This is a genomic window from uncultured Ralstonia sp. (assembly GCA_913056305.1).
Lineage (GTDB): Bacteria > Pseudomonadota > Gammaproteobacteria > Burkholderiales > Burkholderiaceae > Ralstonia.
In genome coordinates, this window is the sequence record CAJXMR010000039.1 from 13352 (window position 1) to 31483 (window position 18132).

At 65.0% G+C, this 18132-nt stretch carries 16 protein-coding genes and 1 tRNA gene; 7 read left to right on the plus strand and 10 right to left on the minus strand.

Annotation, left to right across the window (positions count from 1 at the left end):
• Positions 1-7: 7 nt before the first annotated feature.
• Both QZ609_RS09260 and QZ609_RS09265 read right to left on the minus strand, forming a co-directional pair.
• A complete protein-coding gene (locus tag QZ609_RS09260) occupies positions 8-1249 on the minus strand; it encodes a thiolase family protein (protein WP_295493623.1) in 1242 nt (413 codons plus the stop codon).
• 51 nt (positions 1250-1300) lie between these two features.
• Positions 1301-2086 (minus strand): enoyl-CoA hydratase/isomerase family protein, encoded by a 786-nt coding sequence (locus QZ609_RS09265; RefSeq protein ID WP_295493626.1) that lies wholly within the window; start codon positions 2084-2086, stop codon positions 1301-1303.
• Between the two features lie 385 nt (positions 2087-2471).
• On the opposite strand from QZ609_RS09265, the gene QZ609_RS09270 reads away from it, so the two are divergent.
• From QZ609_RS09270 to QZ609_RS09290, 5 genes are all read left to right on the plus strand, one after another.
• Entirely contained in the window at positions 2472-3410 is a 939-nt protein-coding gene (locus QZ609_RS09270) for an AraC family transcriptional regulator (protein ID WP_295493628.1), read from the plus strand.
• 571 nt (positions 3411-3981) lie between these two features.
• On the plus strand, positions 3982-4779 hold the full coding sequence (locus tag QZ609_RS09275; RefSeq protein WP_295493630.1) for a hypothetical protein: 798 nt from the start codon (positions 3982-3984) through the stop codon (positions 4777-4779).
• A gap of 77 nt (positions 4780-4856) precedes the next feature.
• Entirely contained in the window at positions 4857-5231 is a 375-nt protein-coding gene (locus QZ609_RS09280; protein ID WP_295493632.1) for a DUF3489 domain-containing protein, read from the plus strand.
• On the plus strand, positions 5228-5614 hold the full coding sequence (locus tag QZ609_RS09285) for a DUF2924 domain-containing protein (RefSeq protein WP_295493634.1): 387 nt from the start codon (positions 5228-5230) through the stop codon (positions 5612-5614). Before QZ609_RS09280 ends, QZ609_RS09285 begins: the two co-directional genes overlap by 4 nt.
• Entirely contained in the window at positions 5611-7293 is a 1683-nt protein-coding gene (locus QZ609_RS09290) for a recombinase family protein (RefSeq protein WP_295493637.1), read from the plus strand. Before QZ609_RS09285 ends, QZ609_RS09290 begins: the two co-directional genes overlap by 4 nt.
• 186 nt (positions 7294-7479) lie before the next feature.
• On the opposite strand, the gene QZ609_RS09295 is transcribed toward QZ609_RS09290, so the two are convergent.
• From QZ609_RS09295 to speB, 5 genes are all read right to left on the minus strand, one after another.
• Positions 7480-7569, minus strand: a tRNA-Ser gene (locus QZ609_RS09295).
• Between the two features lie 80 nt (positions 7570-7649).
• Positions 7650-8966, minus strand: coding sequence for a serine--tRNA ligase (serS, locus tag QZ609_RS09300; protein WP_295493639.1), 1317 nt, complete (start codon positions 8964-8966; stop codon positions 7650-7652).
• Between the two features lie 68 nt (positions 8967-9034).
• Positions 9035-10342, minus strand: a complete 1308-nt coding sequence (locus QZ609_RS09305) for a replication-associated recombination protein A (protein ID WP_295493661.1) — start codon at positions 10340-10342, stop codon at positions 9035-9037.
• A gap of 91 nt (positions 10343-10433) precedes the next feature.
• Positions 10434-11738 carry an MFS transporter gene (locus QZ609_RS09310; protein WP_295493642.1) on the minus strand — a complete coding sequence of 435 codons (1305 nt, stop codon included), beginning with the start codon at positions 11736-11738 and terminating at the stop codon, positions 10434-10436.
• A 156-nt stretch (positions 11739-11894) separates the two neighbouring features.
• Positions 11895-12866, minus strand: coding sequence for an agmatinase (gene speB, locus QZ609_RS09315; RefSeq protein ID WP_295493645.1), 972 nt, complete (start codon positions 12864-12866; stop codon positions 11895-11897).
• Between the two features lie 131 nt (positions 12867-12997).
• Between speB and QZ609_RS09320 the strand changes: the two genes are divergently transcribed.
• Positions 12998-13894: a LysR family transcriptional regulator gene (locus QZ609_RS09320; protein ID WP_295493648.1), complete on the plus strand. Its 897-nt coding sequence runs from the start codon at positions 12998-13000 to the stop codon at positions 13892-13894.
• A 16-nt stretch (positions 13895-13910) separates the two neighbouring features.
• Here QZ609_RS09320 and QZ609_RS09325 read toward each other — a convergent pair whose 3' ends face one another.
• The 3 genes from QZ609_RS09325 to QZ609_RS09335 all read right to left on the minus strand — a co-directional run bounded on the left by QZ609_RS09325 (position 13911) and on the right by QZ609_RS09335 (position 17457).
• On the minus strand, positions 13911-14327 hold the full coding sequence (locus QZ609_RS09325; protein ID WP_295493651.1) for a hypothetical protein: 417 nt from the start codon (positions 14325-14327) through the stop codon (positions 13911-13913).
• Positions 14328-14362: 35 nt separating this feature from the next.
• The gene (gene lolA, locus QZ609_RS09330; RefSeq protein ID WP_295493654.1) at positions 14363-15010 is read right to left on the minus strand and encodes an outer membrane lipoprotein chaperone LolA; all 648 of its coding nucleotides are present in this window, start codon (positions 15008-15010) and stop codon (positions 14363-14365) included.
• Positions 15011-15108: 98 nt separating this feature from the next.
• A complete protein-coding gene (locus tag QZ609_RS09335; RefSeq protein ID WP_295493656.1) occupies positions 15109-17457 on the minus strand; it encodes a DNA translocase FtsK in 2349 nt (782 codons plus the stop codon).
• A 212-nt stretch (positions 17458-17669) separates the two neighbouring features.
• Here QZ609_RS09335 and QZ609_RS09340 point away from each other — a divergent pair.
• The coding region (locus QZ609_RS09340; protein WP_295493659.1) for an FAD-dependent oxidoreductase at positions 17670-18132 on the plus strand (463 nt) is incomplete at its 3' end.

An 18132-nucleotide genomic window follows, 5' to 3' on the forward strand; every position in this document is an offset into this window, starting at 1 on the left:
AACCTCCTTATTGTTTTGCCAGCATGTTGATGCCGACCACGGCTTCTTCGATGCCATACAGACCGCCGCCGTTTTCCTGGATTGCGATGCGTGCGCCTTGGATCTGGCGCTGTCCGGCTTCGCCGCGCAACTGCGTCACTAGTTCGTGAATCTGGCCGAGACCGGTAGCGCCGATCGGATGACCCTTCGATTCGAGCCCGCCGGACGGGTTGATCGGGATGCGTCCGCCGATCGTAAAGTCGCCGCGCTCGGCCGCAGGGCCGCCTTCGCCGAACGGCACCAGCATCAGCGATTCGGCGTTGAGGATCTCGCCAACGGCCGAGGCATCGTGCACTTCGGCAACGTCAACGTCCTGCGGAGCGACGCCGGCTTGTTCGTAGGCTTTCTTCGCTGCAAGATGCGCGATGATCCTCTGCGGCTCGTCGAGACTGCGCGTCGTGCCGGTCTGAATGACGCTGGCCAGCACGCGCACCGCGCGGCCCGGGGCGCCCCGCAGGCGCTTCAGGCCGGTGGCGGTGCACAGGAGAGCGGCGGCAGCGCCGTCGCTGATCGGCGAGCACATGGCCGTTGTCAGCGGGTAGGCGATCGGCGGCGAAGCCAACACCTGCTCGATCGTCATTGGCTGCTGGAATTGCGCCAGCGGGTTATGCACCGAGTGCTGGTGGTTCTTGGCCGCCACTGCAGCGATCTGACGCTGCGTGGTGCCGTAGCGCTTTATATGGTTGCGAGCGATGGCTGCATAGACATCCATGAACACGCTGTAGGGACGGTCGGACATGGTGCCGGGTGGGGGCTCCACGCCTTCGCCTAATGCCAGCAGGGTCTTCTTGTTTTCCTCGACAGTCGAGACGTCCCAGCCGCCGTCGAACGCGGCAAACATCTTGGCCTTGTCGGCGATGTTCATCTTTTCGGCGCCGACGGCCAGCGCTACGTCACAGGTCCCGGCCCGTAGGGCCTGCACAGCCAAGTTGAATGCCGAAGAGCCAGCGGCACAGGCGTTTTCGACGCTAAACACCGGAATGCCTTCGATGCCGAGGCGGCGCATGGCGATCGGTCCAGGAATCGCGGTCTGCCCCTGGAACTGGCCATTGGTCAGCGTCGCATAGAACACCGAGCCGATGTCGGCGGCCTCTGCACCGGCATCTTTTAATGCCAAAGCGACGGCCTCGCTGACGATGCCGTAGACGCCGCGGTCAAGCAAGCGTCCGAACGGCGTCATGCCGACACCGGCAACATAGATATCGTTCATGTAATTCCCGACAGTGGAATGAGAAAAGCAGGATGAAGAAATCGAACGGGCTTAGCGGCCCTGGAACTGCGGCGCGCGCTTTTCGGCGAATGCCTGCAAGCCCTCTTGCAGGTCGAAGCTGCGCAGATGGCGGCGCAGCATGACTTGCTCATGAAGCAAGGCATCGTCCCGCCTCTTGTCGGCGGAGGCACGTGCGACTTCCTTCATGCGACGCAGCACGATCGGACTCTTTCCGGCAATCTGGCCGGCCAGCTTTATCGCTGCCTCGGCTAGTTCGCCGTCGGGATGCACTTCGGATACGAAACCGTAAGCCTTCATTTCAGCCGCCGAAAGCGTCTTGCCGGTCAACAGCAGATACATGGCGATATTCTGGGGAATCAGGCGCGGCAAGATCGCTGCGCCGCCGGCGCCGGGATAGACGCCAAAGTTGGCGTGGGCGTCCCCGATGGCGGCGCTCTCCGCGGCAATGACGATGTCGGCGCACATCGCCAGCTCCAGGCCGCCGGCCATCGTAACGCCGTTAAGCGCGGCGATCACCGGTTTGGGGAAATTGCGCAGGCACGCAAACGTGGCGTCGGCACGGTCGAGGAAGTCGGCTTCGCCGGGCTCCGCCTTCTGACTTGCCAGCACTTCCTTCAAGTCCGCGCCGGCGCAGAATGCGGCGCCGGTGCCGGTTACCACCAGCGCGCGAATCGCATCATCGGCGGCGATCAGTGCCAGCCGGCGGTCCAGCTCGGCCAGCAGCGCCATATTCATCGCGTTCATCGCCTTAGGACGATTCAGCGTCAAGCGCGCGACTGCACCGGCTACTTCAAACAGCAATGTTTCTTCGCTCATGGTGTCTCCTGGATGGCCGTGATTGTTGTTGTGGCGGACGGAGCAAACCTGTCCGCTGTGGGAATGCATCGTAGGAAGGAGGAAACGACCGCGCGGCTCTTTGGAGCGAAAAATGCATTCCGCAAAGCGATCCGGGGCGCTCACTCGTGGAACGCGCAAGCGGGGGGAGCACTGGAAGAAGGGTTGCTGTTCTGGCACGTCTCAAGGTAGCGGCCGAGCGCACCTTGACCAGATCAAGGGCGGTGTAAAATCAGCCGCCGCCCCCATCTGTCAACATTGCCGCGCCATGAGATCCGACCGCCACTCCCCCCTCGCGGCAGCGCAGGTAGCGACGACCATAGGGGGGTACTGCACGGCAATCGCCAAGACTTTGGACGCAAGCGGAGTGGACAGCGAGCGCATTTTCCGCTCCGTCGGCGTGCAACCTCACATGGTGAATGGCCCCATGGTTCGGCTGCCTGTCGCCACCCTGACCAGGCTTTACCGCGCCTGCGTGGAGGCCACCAACAATCCGTATTTCGGCCTGTCGGTCGCCCGGCACATCCATATCTCCAATTTGCATGCGCTCGGTTACGCGCTCGCTGCCAGCAGCACACTGCTCGACTTCTGTCGCCGGCTGGAGCGGCACTTCCGGCTGGTGTCGCAAGCGGCGACCCTCCGCGTTATTGAAGAAGGCGACAGGATTGCCATGCGCGCCACCGACTTCAAGACAGAGGTCAGTGCCGAAACTGAAGACGCACTCGTCGGTTTCCTGGTGCTGACGATGCGCATGTTGTACAAGCCGGGCTTCAATCCGCTGTCCGTGGAATTCCATCGTCCGATGCCGCATGAAGGCGACGAGCCGTACCGCGCCTTGATGCGAGCACCGATCAGTTTTTCGAATCAGGCCACGACGCTGACTTTCGACAGGCATGAATTGATGCAGCCGCTCGGCGGAGCCTGCCCGGAATTGGCACAACTCAATGACAACGTCGCAAATCAATATCTTGCGCGGCTGGACAAGACCGATGTAGTGACCGGCGTCACGCTGAAGATCATCGAATTGCTGCCCTCCGGTGATTGCAGCAGGGAGAAGGTCGCGGAAGCGTTGTGCATGAGCCCGGCGACTTTGCAGGTGCGGCTGGCGAAGCGCGGCACCAATTTCCTGCAATTGATGGACGACACACGCAGGGAACTGGCTTGCAATTACATGCAACAGCGAACACGCTCCGTCACCGAAATCACTTTCGTGCTCGGCTTTACCAGCACCAGCAATTTCGCTCGTGCATTCAAGCGATGGACCGGCTTATCGCCTACGCAATTCCGGGAGGATCGGTCGGAGTAGGAGGTTTTGCCGCAGTAACAGTGATCAGTCGACACCCCCACCGCGCTCACTTGTTCTTGCCCAATCTCACGCAATTGGCCGAGCAGGCAACAGTCTCCAACGTCCGGCCCCAGTGTTCATCAGACGTTGGTTGACGCTGGGCGAACTTCTGTTTTTGGCCGAACTCTGCCCGATGCGGAAGGAGCATTACCTGCAGCGACACTCTTGCGGCCCTCTGCTGTACATCCCTCGCGTCAGCTCCTCACGGATAACGTACTCCATGACCCCGCGCTTGCCGACGGCTGCGCAGTTGCTAATACAGGACTCTTCGGGGCTCGGGAAGCTGCTGTAGATGTATGCGGCAAGCCCCACGCCAATGAAGGCCGCGAAGGCTATGACAACGACTAGCCAGGGGGGGGATGTTGCGCTTGTTTGTCGCAAAGATGTCCCCCCGGCCTCTTCAGCCAATGACGCTTAGTGGCCGAAAACTGGCGGCAGTGTCCATCCGCAATTGACTTGATGTGCCGCCCCTTCAGAGCGGTACTGGTGTCACCGTCACCCCTGCCGTGGCGGCCTACACCAGGAACGCATCATGAGCAAATCTGCTACCCCCAGGGCCTCCCACCCTGCTGCTGCCAAGACCACCGGTGATCCCACGAAGAGCCGCACGAGCCTCAGGGCCATAGCTACGACGCTGATGCTCTGCACCGCATTGGCCGGATGTTCGAAGCCGACCGATGCCGTCGTGCCCACCGACCCCAAACAGTGGGACGGCGAGTTCACACAGAAGATCAAGAACCTCAGTGAGGCTGACAAGGGCTTCCTTGCCGCCTACCTGCTACGAACCCAGTTGGGCGAAGTCCTCGGCAAGCAAGGCATGCCGGTCGGCACGACCGTCGGGCAGGCCATCGATGCGCAGCGACAGTGGATGGCCGAGCAGGACGCCAAGAAAGCAGCCCAGCAACGACTCAAGGCCGAGCTTGAGGCCAAGCAGGCGGCCACGGCTGCCGAACTCAGCAAGACCGTCGTGCTCACCTTCATGGGGCAGCGCTACATCCCGCGGAACTTCGGTGCAGGCCAGGCCGACAACCGATTCTCCGTCCAGATCGGCGTCAAGAATTCGGGCTCCAAAGCCATCAAGGGCGTCAAGCTGCAACTCGTGTTCAAGGACACCTTCGGGGAAGTGATCTCCAAGAGCGGCGTGGATATCGAGCACACAATCCCGCCGGGCGGTGAATACGTCTGGAAGGGAGTCAGAAAGGTCAACGAGTTCACGGATGAAGGCCGCAACCTGATGGACCTGGAAGACGGCCAATTTTCGGCAGAGATGCAGCCGACGATGGTCGTGTACGCAGACGGGTCCACCGTCGGGGGCCCCGACGCAGATTGACTTGATATGTCGCCCCTTCAGAGCGTTACTGGTGTCACCGCCACGGCTGGCGTGGCGGCCCACACCAGGAGCGCATGATGAGCAAATCCCCTACCCCGAAGGCACCCCGCCGAGCCTCCGCGACCAAGTCCGCAGCCGGTCCGGCGAAGAGCCGCAAGGGCCTCAAGGCGACGCAAGCCAAGGCGCCCGCCACCAGCCGCCGCCGGAAGACCATGCCGCCACCCGTTTCCACTGTCGCAGCGGAGGCTCCCGCCACCAAGCAGGCCCGACTGATCGCCCTGATCAAGCAAGCACCCGGTGCTAGCCTCGCTGATCTGACGGCCGCCACCGGATGGCAGGCCCACTCCGTACGCGGTGCAATCAGCGGCGTGTTGCGCAAGCGCCTGCAACTGCCGGTGATTTCCGAAACGGTGGATGGAACCCGCCGCTATCGGATCGCGGAGCCGGTATGAGCGTTGACCTCTCTTCACTGATGGCGATGGACCGGGCGGCGTTGGCTGAACGCTGGCAGCAAGTGTTCGGTCACCCGGCGCCGGCCAGGTGCCGTGCCGAGTTTCTTCGTCAGGCGCTGGGCTGGCAGATGCAGGTTGCGGCTCTGGGCGGACTCGCTCCGTCCGACCGGCGCCGTCTGCTACGGGCCGCGCCATCCGCCACGCCGAAGCTGGCGACGGGCTCGCACCTGATTCGCGTCTGGCAAGGCGATACACACCAGGTCACTGTGCTGGACGATGGGTATTGGTATGCCGGCAAGCGTTGGGGCAGCCTGTCGGCCATCGCCAAGGCGATCACTGGCACCGCCTGGTCTGGACCCGTGTTCTTCGGAATCAAGTCGTGAAACGTGGATCTTTCGCCTGTGCGATCTACACCCGTAAGTCGTCCGAGGAAGGGCTTGAGCAGGGTTTCAACTCGCTCGACGCGCAACGCGAGGCCTGTGAAGCCTATGTCCTGAGTCAGCAGCACGAGGGCTGGCATGCACTGGCAACTCACTATGACGACGGGGGATTCTCGGGCGGAACAATGAAACGTCCGGCGCTGCAACGCCTGTTGGCGGATGTGCAGGCACGGCGCCTGCGGATCGTCGTGGTCTACAAGGTGGACCGATTGACCCGGTCACTGGCCGACTTCGCCAAGATCGTCGAACAGTTCGACGCGTGCGGGGTGTCGTTTGTGTCGGTCACCCAGCAGTTCAATACGACTTCGTCGATGGGGCGGCTGACCCTCAATGTGTTGCTGTCCTTTGCGCAGTTCGAGCGGGAGGTCACGGGAGAACGCATCCGGGACAAGATTGCTGCGTCCAAGCAGAAAGGCATGTGGATGGGCGGGATGGTGCCAATCGGGTATCGCGCCAATGGGCGCACGCTGGAGGTCGATGCCGCTGATGCAGCATTGGTCGGGCGTCTGTACAGCCGTTATCTGGCACTGGGCTCCGTGCGAGCGCTGAAAGATGAATTGGATCGCGATGGGATGGTGACGCCAGGTCGGGTTTCGAACGGTGGGCGGGCATATGGCGGCAGGCCGTTCAGCCGGGGGCAGTTGTATCGAATCCTGGCATCACCGGTTTATCTGGGCAAGATCCAGCACAAGGATCAAGTGCATGCGGGTCAGCACCCGGCCATCATTGACATGGAGTTGTGGGAGGCGGTGCAGGCCAAGCTGCTGGAGAACCGCCAAGGCCATCGGGAACGTCAAACAAGCCCATCCACCAGTCTGTTGGCGGGACGGCTGGTCGATCATCAGGGTCGGCGCCTGATTCCGTCGCACAGCCAGAAGCGGGCCAAGCGCTATCGGTATTACGTGTCGGAGCCACTGGTCACCAAGAACCGGGACCACGCCCCAGACGGTTTGCGCCTGCCGGCGCAGGAATTGGAAACCGTGGTGGTCGATGCGCTGCGTCACTGGCTCGTCGATGCGGATGCCGTGCTAGAGGCACTCGCCGGCATCCCGCCCGCGCGGGTACAAAGCGTTCTGGCCGAGAGCCACCGATTGGCCAAAGATCTCGATGAAGCGGCAAAGCAATACGCGGCGATTCATCGATTGGTGCAGCAAGTCGTCGTAGAGTCGCAGTCGGTGCAGGTCATCGTCCAGCCAATGGCCCTGCTCACCCACGATGCAACAAATCACGCATCTGGGCACCAACCCACCGTGACGCTGGCCATGCCCGTACAGATACGGCGTTGCGGACTGGCGATGCGACTGCTGGTCACCGGCGCACGCCCCCAGCGCCGGGAGCCCGATACGCGCTTGGTCGCGTTGCAGGCGAAGGCACAGCGCTGGCTGGAGCAACTCACCTCCGGGCGGGCCACGAGCATCGCCGCCATTGCAGAAGCGGAAGATGTCACTTGCTCTTTTGCGACGCGCGTCATATACCGGGCCTTCCTCGCGCCCGACATTGTGCGGGCCATCTTGGACGGCACCCAACCGCCGAACCTGACCTCGGATGCCCTCAGACAACGCGTACCCTTGCCCATCGACTGGGCCACCCAACGCCAGTTGCTCGGATTCATCCCCGCCTGATTCACCACCGATATCGGCAGCAAGACTGGCTATCGGTACTGCCGCCCTAGCGCTCTGAGAATGGCGACGCAAAACGCCTGAAAACTCAGGCTAACGGTACTGCTGAGAATGCGTAAACGACAAAGCCCCACCAGTGGCGGGGCTTTGTTCGAACTAGGCGCCGTTTGACCGGTACGCTAGTAATGCTGGCGGAGAGGGTGGGATTCGAACCCACGGTACCGTCGCCGGTACGCCTGATTTCGAGTCAGGTACATTCGACCACTCTGCCACCTCTCCGGTAACTTGGTCGCTGAATCGCGAAACCGCGACTATAACAGACTTTTTCCGCCCCGATCAAGGGGTTCCAGCAATCCCCTTCAAACGGCCGGTTTCAGCACTTCCTGGCCGCCCAGGTACGGGCGCAGCACCGCCGGCACCGTCACCGAGCCGTCGGCGTTCTGGTAGTTCTCCAGCACGGCCACCAGCGTGCGGCCCACGGCCAGGCCCGAGCCGTTGAGCGTGTGCACCAGCTCCGGCTTGCCCTGCGCGTTGCGGAAGCGCGCCTGCATGCGGCGCGCCTGGAAGTCGCCCATGTTCGAGCACGAGCTGATCTCGCGATACGTGTTCTGCGCCGGGATCCACACCTCGATGTCGTACGTCTTGGTGCTGCCGAAGCCCATGTCGCCCGTGCACAGCACGACGGTGCGGAACGGCAGTTCCAGCTTGCGCAGGATGGTCTCGGCGTGGCCGGTCATGGCCTCCAACGCGTCGAACGACGTCTCCGGCTGGACGATCTGCACCATCTCGACCTTGTCGAATTGGTGTTGGCGGATCATGCCGCGCGTGTCCTTGCCGTGCGAGCCCGCTTCCGAGCGGAAGCACGGCGAATGGGCGGCAAACCGCATCGGCAGCGCATCGCCGGCGACGATCTCGTCGCGCACGATATTCGTGAGCGGCACCTCGGCGGTCGGGATCAGGTAGAAGTTCTCGACCGGGCGACCGGCTTCATCCTCCGCGCCCGAACCCATCTTGCGCGGCACACGGAACAGGTCTTCTTCGAACTTTGGCAGCTGGCCCGTGCCGCGCATCGACGCAGCGTTGACGATGTACGGCACATACGCCTCGGTATAGCCGTGCTCCAGCGTGTGCGTGTCGAGCATGAACTGCGCGAGCGCACGATGCAGGCGCGCCACCTGCCCTTTCAGGACCGTGAAGCGCGAACCCGACAGCTTGGCGCCCGCATCAAAATCCAGCCCCAGCGCGCTACCCAGATCCACATGATCCTTGACCGGGAAGTCGAACGCGCGCGGCGTGCCGACGCGGCGCACTTCCACGTTCTGCGTCTCGTCGTTGCCGGCCGGCACGCTCTCGTGCGGCAGGTTCGGGATCGCCAGCAGCAGGTCCTGCAGCTTGGCCTGCACCTCGTCGAGCTGTGCGGCCGACGCCTTGAGCGCGTCGCCGATGCCGGAGACTTCTGCCATCACGCCCGAAGCATCCTCGCCCTTGCCCTTGAGCACGCCGATCTGCTTGGACAGGCTGTTGCGGCGAGCCTGCAGTTCTTCGGTACGGGTCTGGATGGCCTTGCGTTCCGCCTCGAGTGCGCCGAAGGCCGCCACGTCGAGGTCGAAGCCGCGCAGCTTCAGGCGCGCAGCCACGGCGTCGAGGTCTTTGCGGAGCAGTTGGATATCAAGCATGGTGGGGAGAGAAACCGAGGATTGCGAACGATCAAAAGGGCCGATTTTATCGCACCGGCCCGGCGTGCTTATTTATTGCGGGAGGATTTGCCCTGCTCGGCATGCCACTGCGCATCCAGTTCGCGCAGGTGGCGCAGCTTGTCGCCGATCTTGCCCTCCAGGCCCCGCGGCGTCGGAACGTACCACTGCTGTGCGGGCAGGTCGTCGGGGAAGTAGGTTTCGCCGGCGGCATAGGCCTCGGGCTCGTCGTGGGCGTAGCGGTAGGCGTGGCCGTAGCCGAGTTCCTTCATCAGCTTGGTCGGGGCGTTGCGCAGGTGCACGGGTACCGCGCGCGACTTGTCCTGGCTGACGAAGGCGCGCGCCGCGTTGTAGGCGTTGTAGCCGGCGTTGGACTTGGGCGCGATGGCCAGGTAGATCAGCGCCTGCGCCAGCGCCAGCTCCCCTTCCGGCGAGCCGAGGCGCTCATACGTCTCCGCCGCGTCCAGCGTGATGCGCGGGGCGCGTGGGTCGGCCAGGCCGATGTCTTCCCACGCCATGCGTACGATGCGGCGCGCGAGGTAGCGCGGGTCGGCGCCGCCGTCGAGCATGCGGCAGAACCAGTACAACGCCCCGTCCGGATCGGAGCCGCGCACGGATTTATGCAGCGCGCTGATCTGGTCGTAGAACGCATCGCCGCCCTTGTCGAAGCGGCGCAGGTTTTCCGACAGCGCGGAGGCCAGCAGCGCCTCGTCGACGACGGGAGCGGCATCGCCCTCGACTTGCGAGCGCGCGGCGCGGGTGACGATCTCGATGTTGTTGAGCAGCTTGCGACCATCACCATCGGCCGAGGCGACCACGGCGTCGAGTGCGGTAGGCGTCCATTCGAAGCCGCCCAGCTCCAGCCGGGCGCGCTCGGCCAGTTGCTTCAGCTCGTCGTCCGACAGGCTCTTGAGCACGTACACCGCCGCGCGCGAGAGCAACGCGCCATTCACCTCGAATGACGGGTTCTCGGTGGTTGCGCCGATAAAGGTGAACAGGCCGCTTTCCACATGCGGCAGGAAGGCGTCCTGCTGGCTCTTGTTGAAGCGGTGCACCTCGTCGACGAAGACCAGCGTGCGGCGCCCGTTCGCGCGGAACTGCTCGGCGCGCTCCACCGCCTCGCGGATGTCCTTCACGCCCGACAGCACGGCCGAGAGCGCAATGAATTCCGCATCGAAGGCATCCGCCATCAGCCGCGCCAGCGTGGTCTTGCCCACGCCCGGCGGGCCCCACAGGATCATCGAATGCGGCTCACCGGAGGCAAACGCCACACGCAGCGGCTTGCCGGCGCCCAGCAGGTGCTGCTGGCCGATCACCTCGTCGACGGACTGCGGGCGGAGGCGCTCGGCCAACGGCATGTGGGCGGGCGCGTCCGGGAAGAGAGAAGCAGAAGCGTTCATGCGGGGATTGTCGCAGAAACCGCCCGGATGCCCTTCCCGCCCAGCCGGATCAGGCCGCGCGGGCGCCCAAGGCCGGCTCGGCGGCATCGGCCTGGCGCCGCCCGATCCACACCACGCACACCAGCGACAGCGCCGCAAACCCAGCGTAGAACACCGCCATCGGCCACCATTGCGGGAAGAACTGGTCCGCCAGCACGGTCGCCACCAACGGCGTCAGCCCGCCGGCAAACGCACCGCACACCTGGTACGACAGCGAGATCGCCGTGTAGCGGATGCGCGCCGCGAACATCCCGGAGACAAAGCCCGCGATGATGGCGTAGTAGCCCGACTCGCACAGCGTGGCGATTGCCACGCCCGCAAACACAGTGCCCGGCTGCCCCATGCGCACCAGCGGCAACATGATGAATGGCACGACGATGGCGAAGGCCGCCACGATAGTCAGCACACGGCGCGTGCCGAAGCGGTCCGCCAGAGTGGCCGCGCCGAGCTGCACGAAGAACTGCAGCACCGCCACCCAGAACATGCAGTCGAGGATCATCGCGCGATCGAGCTGCAGGTACTGCGTGGCGTACGAGATCATGAAGATGTTGCTGAAGTACACGCCCGCGATGCCGTACACGTTGGCGCCGATGGCCAGCAGGATCAGCGGCCACGCCTTGAGCGCCTCGGCCAGCGGCTGCTTGGCGACGTCGCCGGTGGCCTGCATGGCCTCGAACTCCGGCGATTCGTTGACCGACAGGCGGATCACGAAACCCACCACCAGCAGCGCGGCACTCGCCAGGAACGGCAGGCGCCAGCCCCATTGCATGAACGCGTCCGGCTCCAGCCGGCTGACGGCGGAGAACGCCAGCATCGACAGGATCAGCCCGCCCGCGCTGCCCAGTTGCGCGAACGACGCGAAGAACGTGCGCCGGCCCTTGGGCGCGTGTTCGCCCGCCAGCAGCACCGCCCCGCCCCACTCGCCGCCCACAGCAATGCCCTGCAGCACGCGCAGCGCCACCAACGCGACCGGCGCGATCCACCCTGCCTGCGCATAGGTCGGCAGGCAGCCGATCAGCACGGTGGCGAGCGCCATCAGGGTGAGCGTGCCCATCAGCGCGCGCTTGCGGCCAAGCCGATCGCCGATGCGGCCGAACAGCACGCCGCCGATCGGCCGCGCCAGGAAGCCGATCGCGAACGAGCCGAACGAGGCCAGCAGGCCCAGCAGGCGGTTCTCGCCGGGGAAGAACAACGGCCCGAAGACGAGCGCCGCAGCGGTGGCGTAGCTGTAGAAGTCGTACCACTCGATGGTGGTGCCGATGAACGATGCCATCGCCGCGCGGCGCGGCTGAGCGGCGGGTTGGGTGGGGTGCATGGGGTCTCCTGATTGTTGTTTTGGATGAAGCGTTAGAACCTGCTCACGATCCGTAGCGAGCGGCACGAGGTTGGCCCGAGAAGCGCAACCGTACATGGGTACGGTGAGCATCACAGGGCCAAGATCGGGCCGCGCAGTAGGATCGTGAGCAGGTTCTCAGGCGCGGTACTCGACGCCCGGCAATACGCACAGCAGCTCGAACGCGAGGTTGGCGCCGAGCAGCGCGGTCGTGCCGAACGGGTCATACGGCGGCGACACCTCCACGAGGTCCGCACCGACGATGTCGAGCCCGCGCGCACCGCGCACGATCTCCAGCGCCTGCGGCACGGTCAGGCCGCCGATCTCGGGCGTGCCGGTGCCGGGCGCGTAGGCCGGGTCGATGCCGTCGATGTCGAAGCTGATGTAGACCGGCCCGCCCTGCACGCGCGCGTGCACTTCCTCCATGAGCGGCACGAGCGAGTGGTGCCAGCATTCCTCCGCCGTCACCACGCGGAAGCCCTGCTGGCGGCACCAGTCGAAGTCCTCGGCCGCGTAGCCGGTGCCGCGCAGGCCGATCTGCACGACGCGGTCGCAGTCGAGCAGCCCCTCTTCCACCGCGCGGCGGAACGGCGTGCCGTGGGCGATCTTCTCGCCGAACATGGTGTCGTTCACGTCGGCATGCGCGTCGACGTGGATCAGGCCGATGCGGCCGTACTTGGCGTGCATCGCGCGCAGGATCGGCAGCGTGACGGTGTGGTCGCCGCCCAGGCCGATCGGGCGGCAGCCATTGGCGATGATGTCGCGGTAGGCCGCCTCGATGCGGTCGATGGAGTCGTGCAGGTTGTACGGATTGGTCGCCACATCGCCGATGTCGGCCACGCGCAGCGAGTCGAACGGCGCGGCGCGTGTGGCCATGTTGTATGGGCGCAGGAGCACGGATTCCGCGCGGATCTGGCGCGGGCCCATGCGCGCACCGTTGCGATTGGAGGTGCCCAGGTCGAACGGCACGCCGACGAAGCAGGCATCGAGCCCGGCGGTCGCTTCAGTGGTCAATTCGGCGGCGGGCAGCCGCATCATGGTGGCGATGCCGCCAAAGCGGGGCATGGCGTTGCCGGACATCGGCTGGAGGAATTCGGCGCGGTCATTCATGGCGTTCAGATCATCACATCGCGTGACAGCGATGCGATTGTGTTGAGGTGATAGGCATTCTTGCCGATGGTTTCCGTGCGTAGAATGCGAAATCTCCGAATCAAACATCGATCGCAATCGATGTATCTGCCGTGCTGGGACAACCTTCTGATCTGGACTTGCGGCTGATCCGCGTCTTCCTTGCCGTGGTGGATGCGGGCGGCATCACGCCCGCACAGGCGACGCTCAATGTCGGGCAATCGACCATCAGCACGCAGCTTTCGACGCTGGAGACGCGCCTGGGCTACCGGCTATGCGAGCGCGGGCGCAGCGGCTTCCGGCTCACGGCGCGCGGTGGGCAGTTCGTGGATTCGGCGCGCAAGCTGTTGGCAGCGCTGGACACCTTCAGCGCGGAAGCACGCAAGGTCGGCCGCACGCTGGTGGGCACGCTCAACCTGGGGCTGATCGGCCATGCACCGGTCAACGCCAACGCGCGCATCAGCCAGGCCATCGAGCGCTTCCGCCAGCGCGATGAGTCGGTGCACTTCACGGTGTCGGTGCGCCCGCCCGGCGAGCTGGAGGGGCTGCTGCTCGACGGCAAGATCCACATGGCAATCGGCTACTTCTGGCACCGCGTGCCGGCGCTCGACTACACGACGATCTTTCATGAGACGCAGCTCGCGTATGCGGGGCGCGGGCATCCGCTGTTCGGCAAAGCCGGACTGGTGGCGCCCGAGGACGCCCTCACCCACGCCTGGGCCTGGCGCAGCTATCCGCTGCCCGAGGCTGCGGGATCGCCCGCCGAGCGGCTGGTGACAGCGTTGGCCGACAATATGGAAGCCGTGGCGATGCTGGTGCTATCGGGCCGGCACCTGGGCTATCTGCCTGAGCACTTTGCGGCACCGTACGTGGCGCAGGGCCTGCTGGCCCCGCTCGCACCGGAGGCGATGCGCTACGACGTGCCGTTCGACATGGTGGTGCGCCGTGATGCCCGGCGCAATGAGTTGCTGGCCGCCTTCGTCGCGGACATGAAGGCGGCGCACGCTTGAGGTTCAGGCGGTGCGCTCAGTTGGAGGCGCGCTGCACCATCCCCATGAACTCCCTGGCCGGCAGCGGGCCGTGGCACGACTGCACGCCGTCCGCGCCGCGCAGCAGCAGCCAGACGTGCTCGCTGCCCGGCGGCTGGATCACGAACGGCTTGCGGGACGCGGCGTCAGGAAGGCGCGGGTCCGGCGGGTTGGGCAACACCACGACCTGCGCGGCGTGCCCCTTGACCAGCGCCGCGCATTCCGCGTCCGGCAGCTTGGTGGCGCGCAGGAAATCCGTATTCACCAGCACCTCGGAGAGCACGGTATCCGGCGCAGACAGGAAGGAATCGACATCAAAGCGCGAGGCACGCATCTGCGCGCACCCGGAAAACACCACCGCCAGCACCGCGATCGCCGCGGCGCGTTGCAACGGCGTGGAAGTTGGCATACGCATGGTCGATCTCCTTGTCGAAAACCGGCTTCTGCGCGTTACTGCTTGATGACGTCAGCCCCCTTGGGCGGCACGAAGCGGAACGCGTTGGCCGGCAGTTGCGGATTCTTCTGGATATGCGAGAACGTCAAGAGCGTGGTGTTGCCGAAGGCGTCGCGCAGCTCCATCCCCTCCAATTCGCCCGCGCGGAAGCCGATGGCGATGCGCTCGAACTGGGTGTCCTTTGCCTTGGGCGTCAGTTCGACCCAGTCAATGCCATCCTTGGTGCCACCTTCCTTGAGCGCGAAATTCTTGGCGAGATCATTGCTGCCAAACAGGATAGCCGCAGGGCTCGAGCCGAGCGAGGCGTCAAGCTTGCGCTCCGTGACCTGGCTCAAATCCTTGTCGTAGATGTACAGCGTCTGGCCGTCGGCGGACAGTTGCTGCTCGTACGGCTTCACATAGCGCCAGACAAAGCGGCCCGGGCGCGAGAAGACGAAATCGCCGCTGGAGGTGCCGGCCACGCGCAGCGGGCTGCCGTTGGTGCCGCCCTTGACCTGGCGCTGCACGAACTCGCCGCGCGCCGTGGTGACGTTGCTGACAAAGGCGTTGAGCTGCTCGACCGCGCCCGCATGGGCGCCGGCCGACCATGCCGCCAGCGACACCAGCCCGGCGGCCATCAGGTGACGTGCTTTCAACACAAACATAGGAATCCCGGTAAGCAGTTGATCTTGTTGTTAGTGGCCGGCCGCGCGGGAACATTCCCGCAACGAGGTAACTGGAGGTAACGCGGGTAACTGCCGCGTCATTCCTCTTCGACGACGTTGCCGTTGCGGTTGCGGTTGGGCGCCAGGATATCGCGGTTGCCGTTGCCGGACATAGCGGAGACGAGCCCCGCCTTTTCCATGTCTTCGAGCAGGCGCGCGGCGCGGTTGTAGCCGATGCGCAGGTGACGCTGCACCAGCGAGATCGACGCGCGGCGGTTCTTCAGCACCACGTCGACGGCCTGGTCGTAGAGCGGGTCAGCCTCACCGCCGCCACCGCCCACGAGGCCCGCGCCACCACCCATGCTGTCGCCGCCCTCGCCATCCAGCACGCCGCCTTCGAGGATGCCCTCGATGTAGTTCGGCTCGCCCTGCGATTTGAGGTTGTCGACGATACGGTGCACCTCTTCATCCGATACAAAGGCGCCGTGCACGCGCACCGGCAGGCCGGTGCCGGGCGCCAGGTAAAGCATGTCACCCATGCCCAGCAGCGCCTCGGCGCCTTGCTGGTCCAGGATCGTGCGCGAGTCGATCTTGCTGCTGACCTGGAAGGCGATCCGCGTCGGCACGTTGGCCTTGATCAGGCCCGTGATCACGTCCACCGACGGGCGCTGCGTCGCCAGCACCAGGTGGATACCGGCCGCACGCGCCTTCTGCGCGATCCGCGCGATCAGCTCTTCGACCTTCTTGCCGACCACCATCATCAGGTCAGCCAGCTCGTCGATCACGATCACGATCATCGGCAGCTTGTCGAGCGGCTCCGGCGCATCGGGTGTCAGGCTGAACGGGTTGGGGATCTTCTCCTCGCGCGCCGCCGCCTCGTCGATCTTCTTGTTGAAGCCGGCCAGGTTGCGCACGCCCATCTTGCTCATGAGCTTGTAGCGGCGCTCCATCTCGCCCACGGCCCAGTTCAGGGCGTGGCCGGCCTGGCGCATGTCGGTCACCACCGGACACAGCAGGTGCGGGATGCCCTCGTAGATGCTCAGTTCCAGCATCTTCGGGTCGATCAGGATCAGGCGCACGGCATCAGCCTTGGCCTTGTACAACAGCGACAGGATCATCGCGTTGATGCCGACCGATTTACCGGAACCCGTGGTACCGGCCACCATGCAGTGCGGCATCTTGGCCAGGTCCGCCACCACCGGCTTGCCGGCGATGTCCTTGCCCAGCGCCAGCGTGAGCTGCGAAACGCTCTCGTTGTAGACCTGCGAGCCGAGGATCTCAGACAGGCGCACCGACTGGCGCTTCGGGTTCGGCAGCTCCAGGCCCATGAAATTCTTGCCCGGAATCGTCTCCACCACGCGGATGGAGACCAACGACAGCGAGCGCGCCAGGTCCTTGGCCAGGTTGACGATCTGGCTGCCCTTCACGCCCGTGGCCGGCTCGATCTCGTAGCGCGTGATGACCGGGCCCGGATAGGCCGCCACCACCTGCACTTCCACGCCGAAGTCCTTGAGCTTCTTCTCGATCAGGCGCGAGGTGAACTCCAGCGTCTCGGCGCTCACGGTTTCCTGCACGGGCGGGACGGGGTCGAGCAGCGCCAGCGGCGGCAGGTCGGAATCCTGGATGTCGACGAACAGCGGCTGCTGCTTCTCGCGCTCCACGCGTTCGCTCTTGACCACGGCGGTCGGGCGCACGATCTGCACCGGCGGGGCTTCTTCGATGCGCACGCGGCGGGTTTCGACCACCTCCTCGCGCTCGACCTTGGCCGCCTCGCCGATGGCGCGGTCCTGCTTGCTCTCGCGGCGCGTCTTGAAGCCGACGAACAGCATCTCGACGCCCGCGCCGATCTGCTCGGCCAGGTTCAGCCACGAGAAATGGAAGAACAGCGACAGCCCGACCGTGAACATCAGCAGCAGCATCAGCGTGCCGCCGGTAAAGCCCAGCGCATGCTGCATGGCACCGCCGATCAGGTCACCCAGCACGCCGCCCGGCGCGCGCGGCAGCTTGATGTGCAGCGTGTACATGCGAATGGCTTCCAGGCCCATGCTGGAGGCCAGGATGAGCGCGAAACCGATCCAGGTGACGCTGGCGTCCACGCGCGGCATCGCCGCGCGCGGCAGGCGCTCGTCCGACATCAGTTCGCGCCAGCCGCGCCACACCTTGCGCACCAGCACCACCGCCCACCAGTAGGCGGACGCACCGAAGACGAACAGCAGCAGATCGGCCAGCCACGCGCCCACACGGCCACCCAGGTTGCGGATCTCGTCGACCTGGCTGGCGTGGGAGAACCCGGGGTCGGCCCGGTTATATGACAGCAGGATGATCAGGAAGGCGATGGTCACCGCCAGCAACAGGAACCAGCGGACCTCGCCCAGCAGCCGCCCGATGCGGGACGGCAATGCGGCGGGGTCGGTACGGGTCGTCGGGGTGGTGGAAGCTCGGGCCATGCGGGAGACGGGTGCGCCGCACGGCGGGCAGGCCAGGCGGCTTGGGACAGCAAGAAAACGATGCGGAGGATTGTAACGCGCCCCTATCACCGCCATTGGAATTTACAACCGGGCGGATGAGGGGGGGCCACTTTATAATGGCGCCCGTCACCCTCACCTAGCCTGCACGGCGGCAGCTTCACCCCTCGTGCCGCGCACATACCGAACGCATCATGGCAAAACACGCAAAAGTGCTGATCCTCGGCTCCGGCCCCGCCGGCTACACGGCCGCCATCTACGCCGCCCGGGCCAACCTGAACCCCGTGCTCGTCACCGGCCTGGCCCAGGGTGGCCAGCTGATGACGACCACCGATGTGGAAAACTGGCCGGCCGACATCGAAGGCCTGCAGGGCCCGGACCTGATGCAGCGCTTCCTCGAGCACGCCGAGCGTTTCAAGACCGAGGTGGTGTTCGATCACATCCACACCGCGCACCTGAACGAAAAGCCCATCCGCCTGGTGGGTGATTCCGGCGAGTACACCGCCGACGCGCTGATCATCTCTACCGGCGCCTCGGCCCAATACCTGGGTCTGCCGTCGGAAGAGACGTTCTCGGGCCGTGGCGTGTCGGCCTGCGCTACCTGCGACGGCTTCTTCTACAAGGGCCAGGAAGTGGCCGTGGTGGGCGGCGGCAACA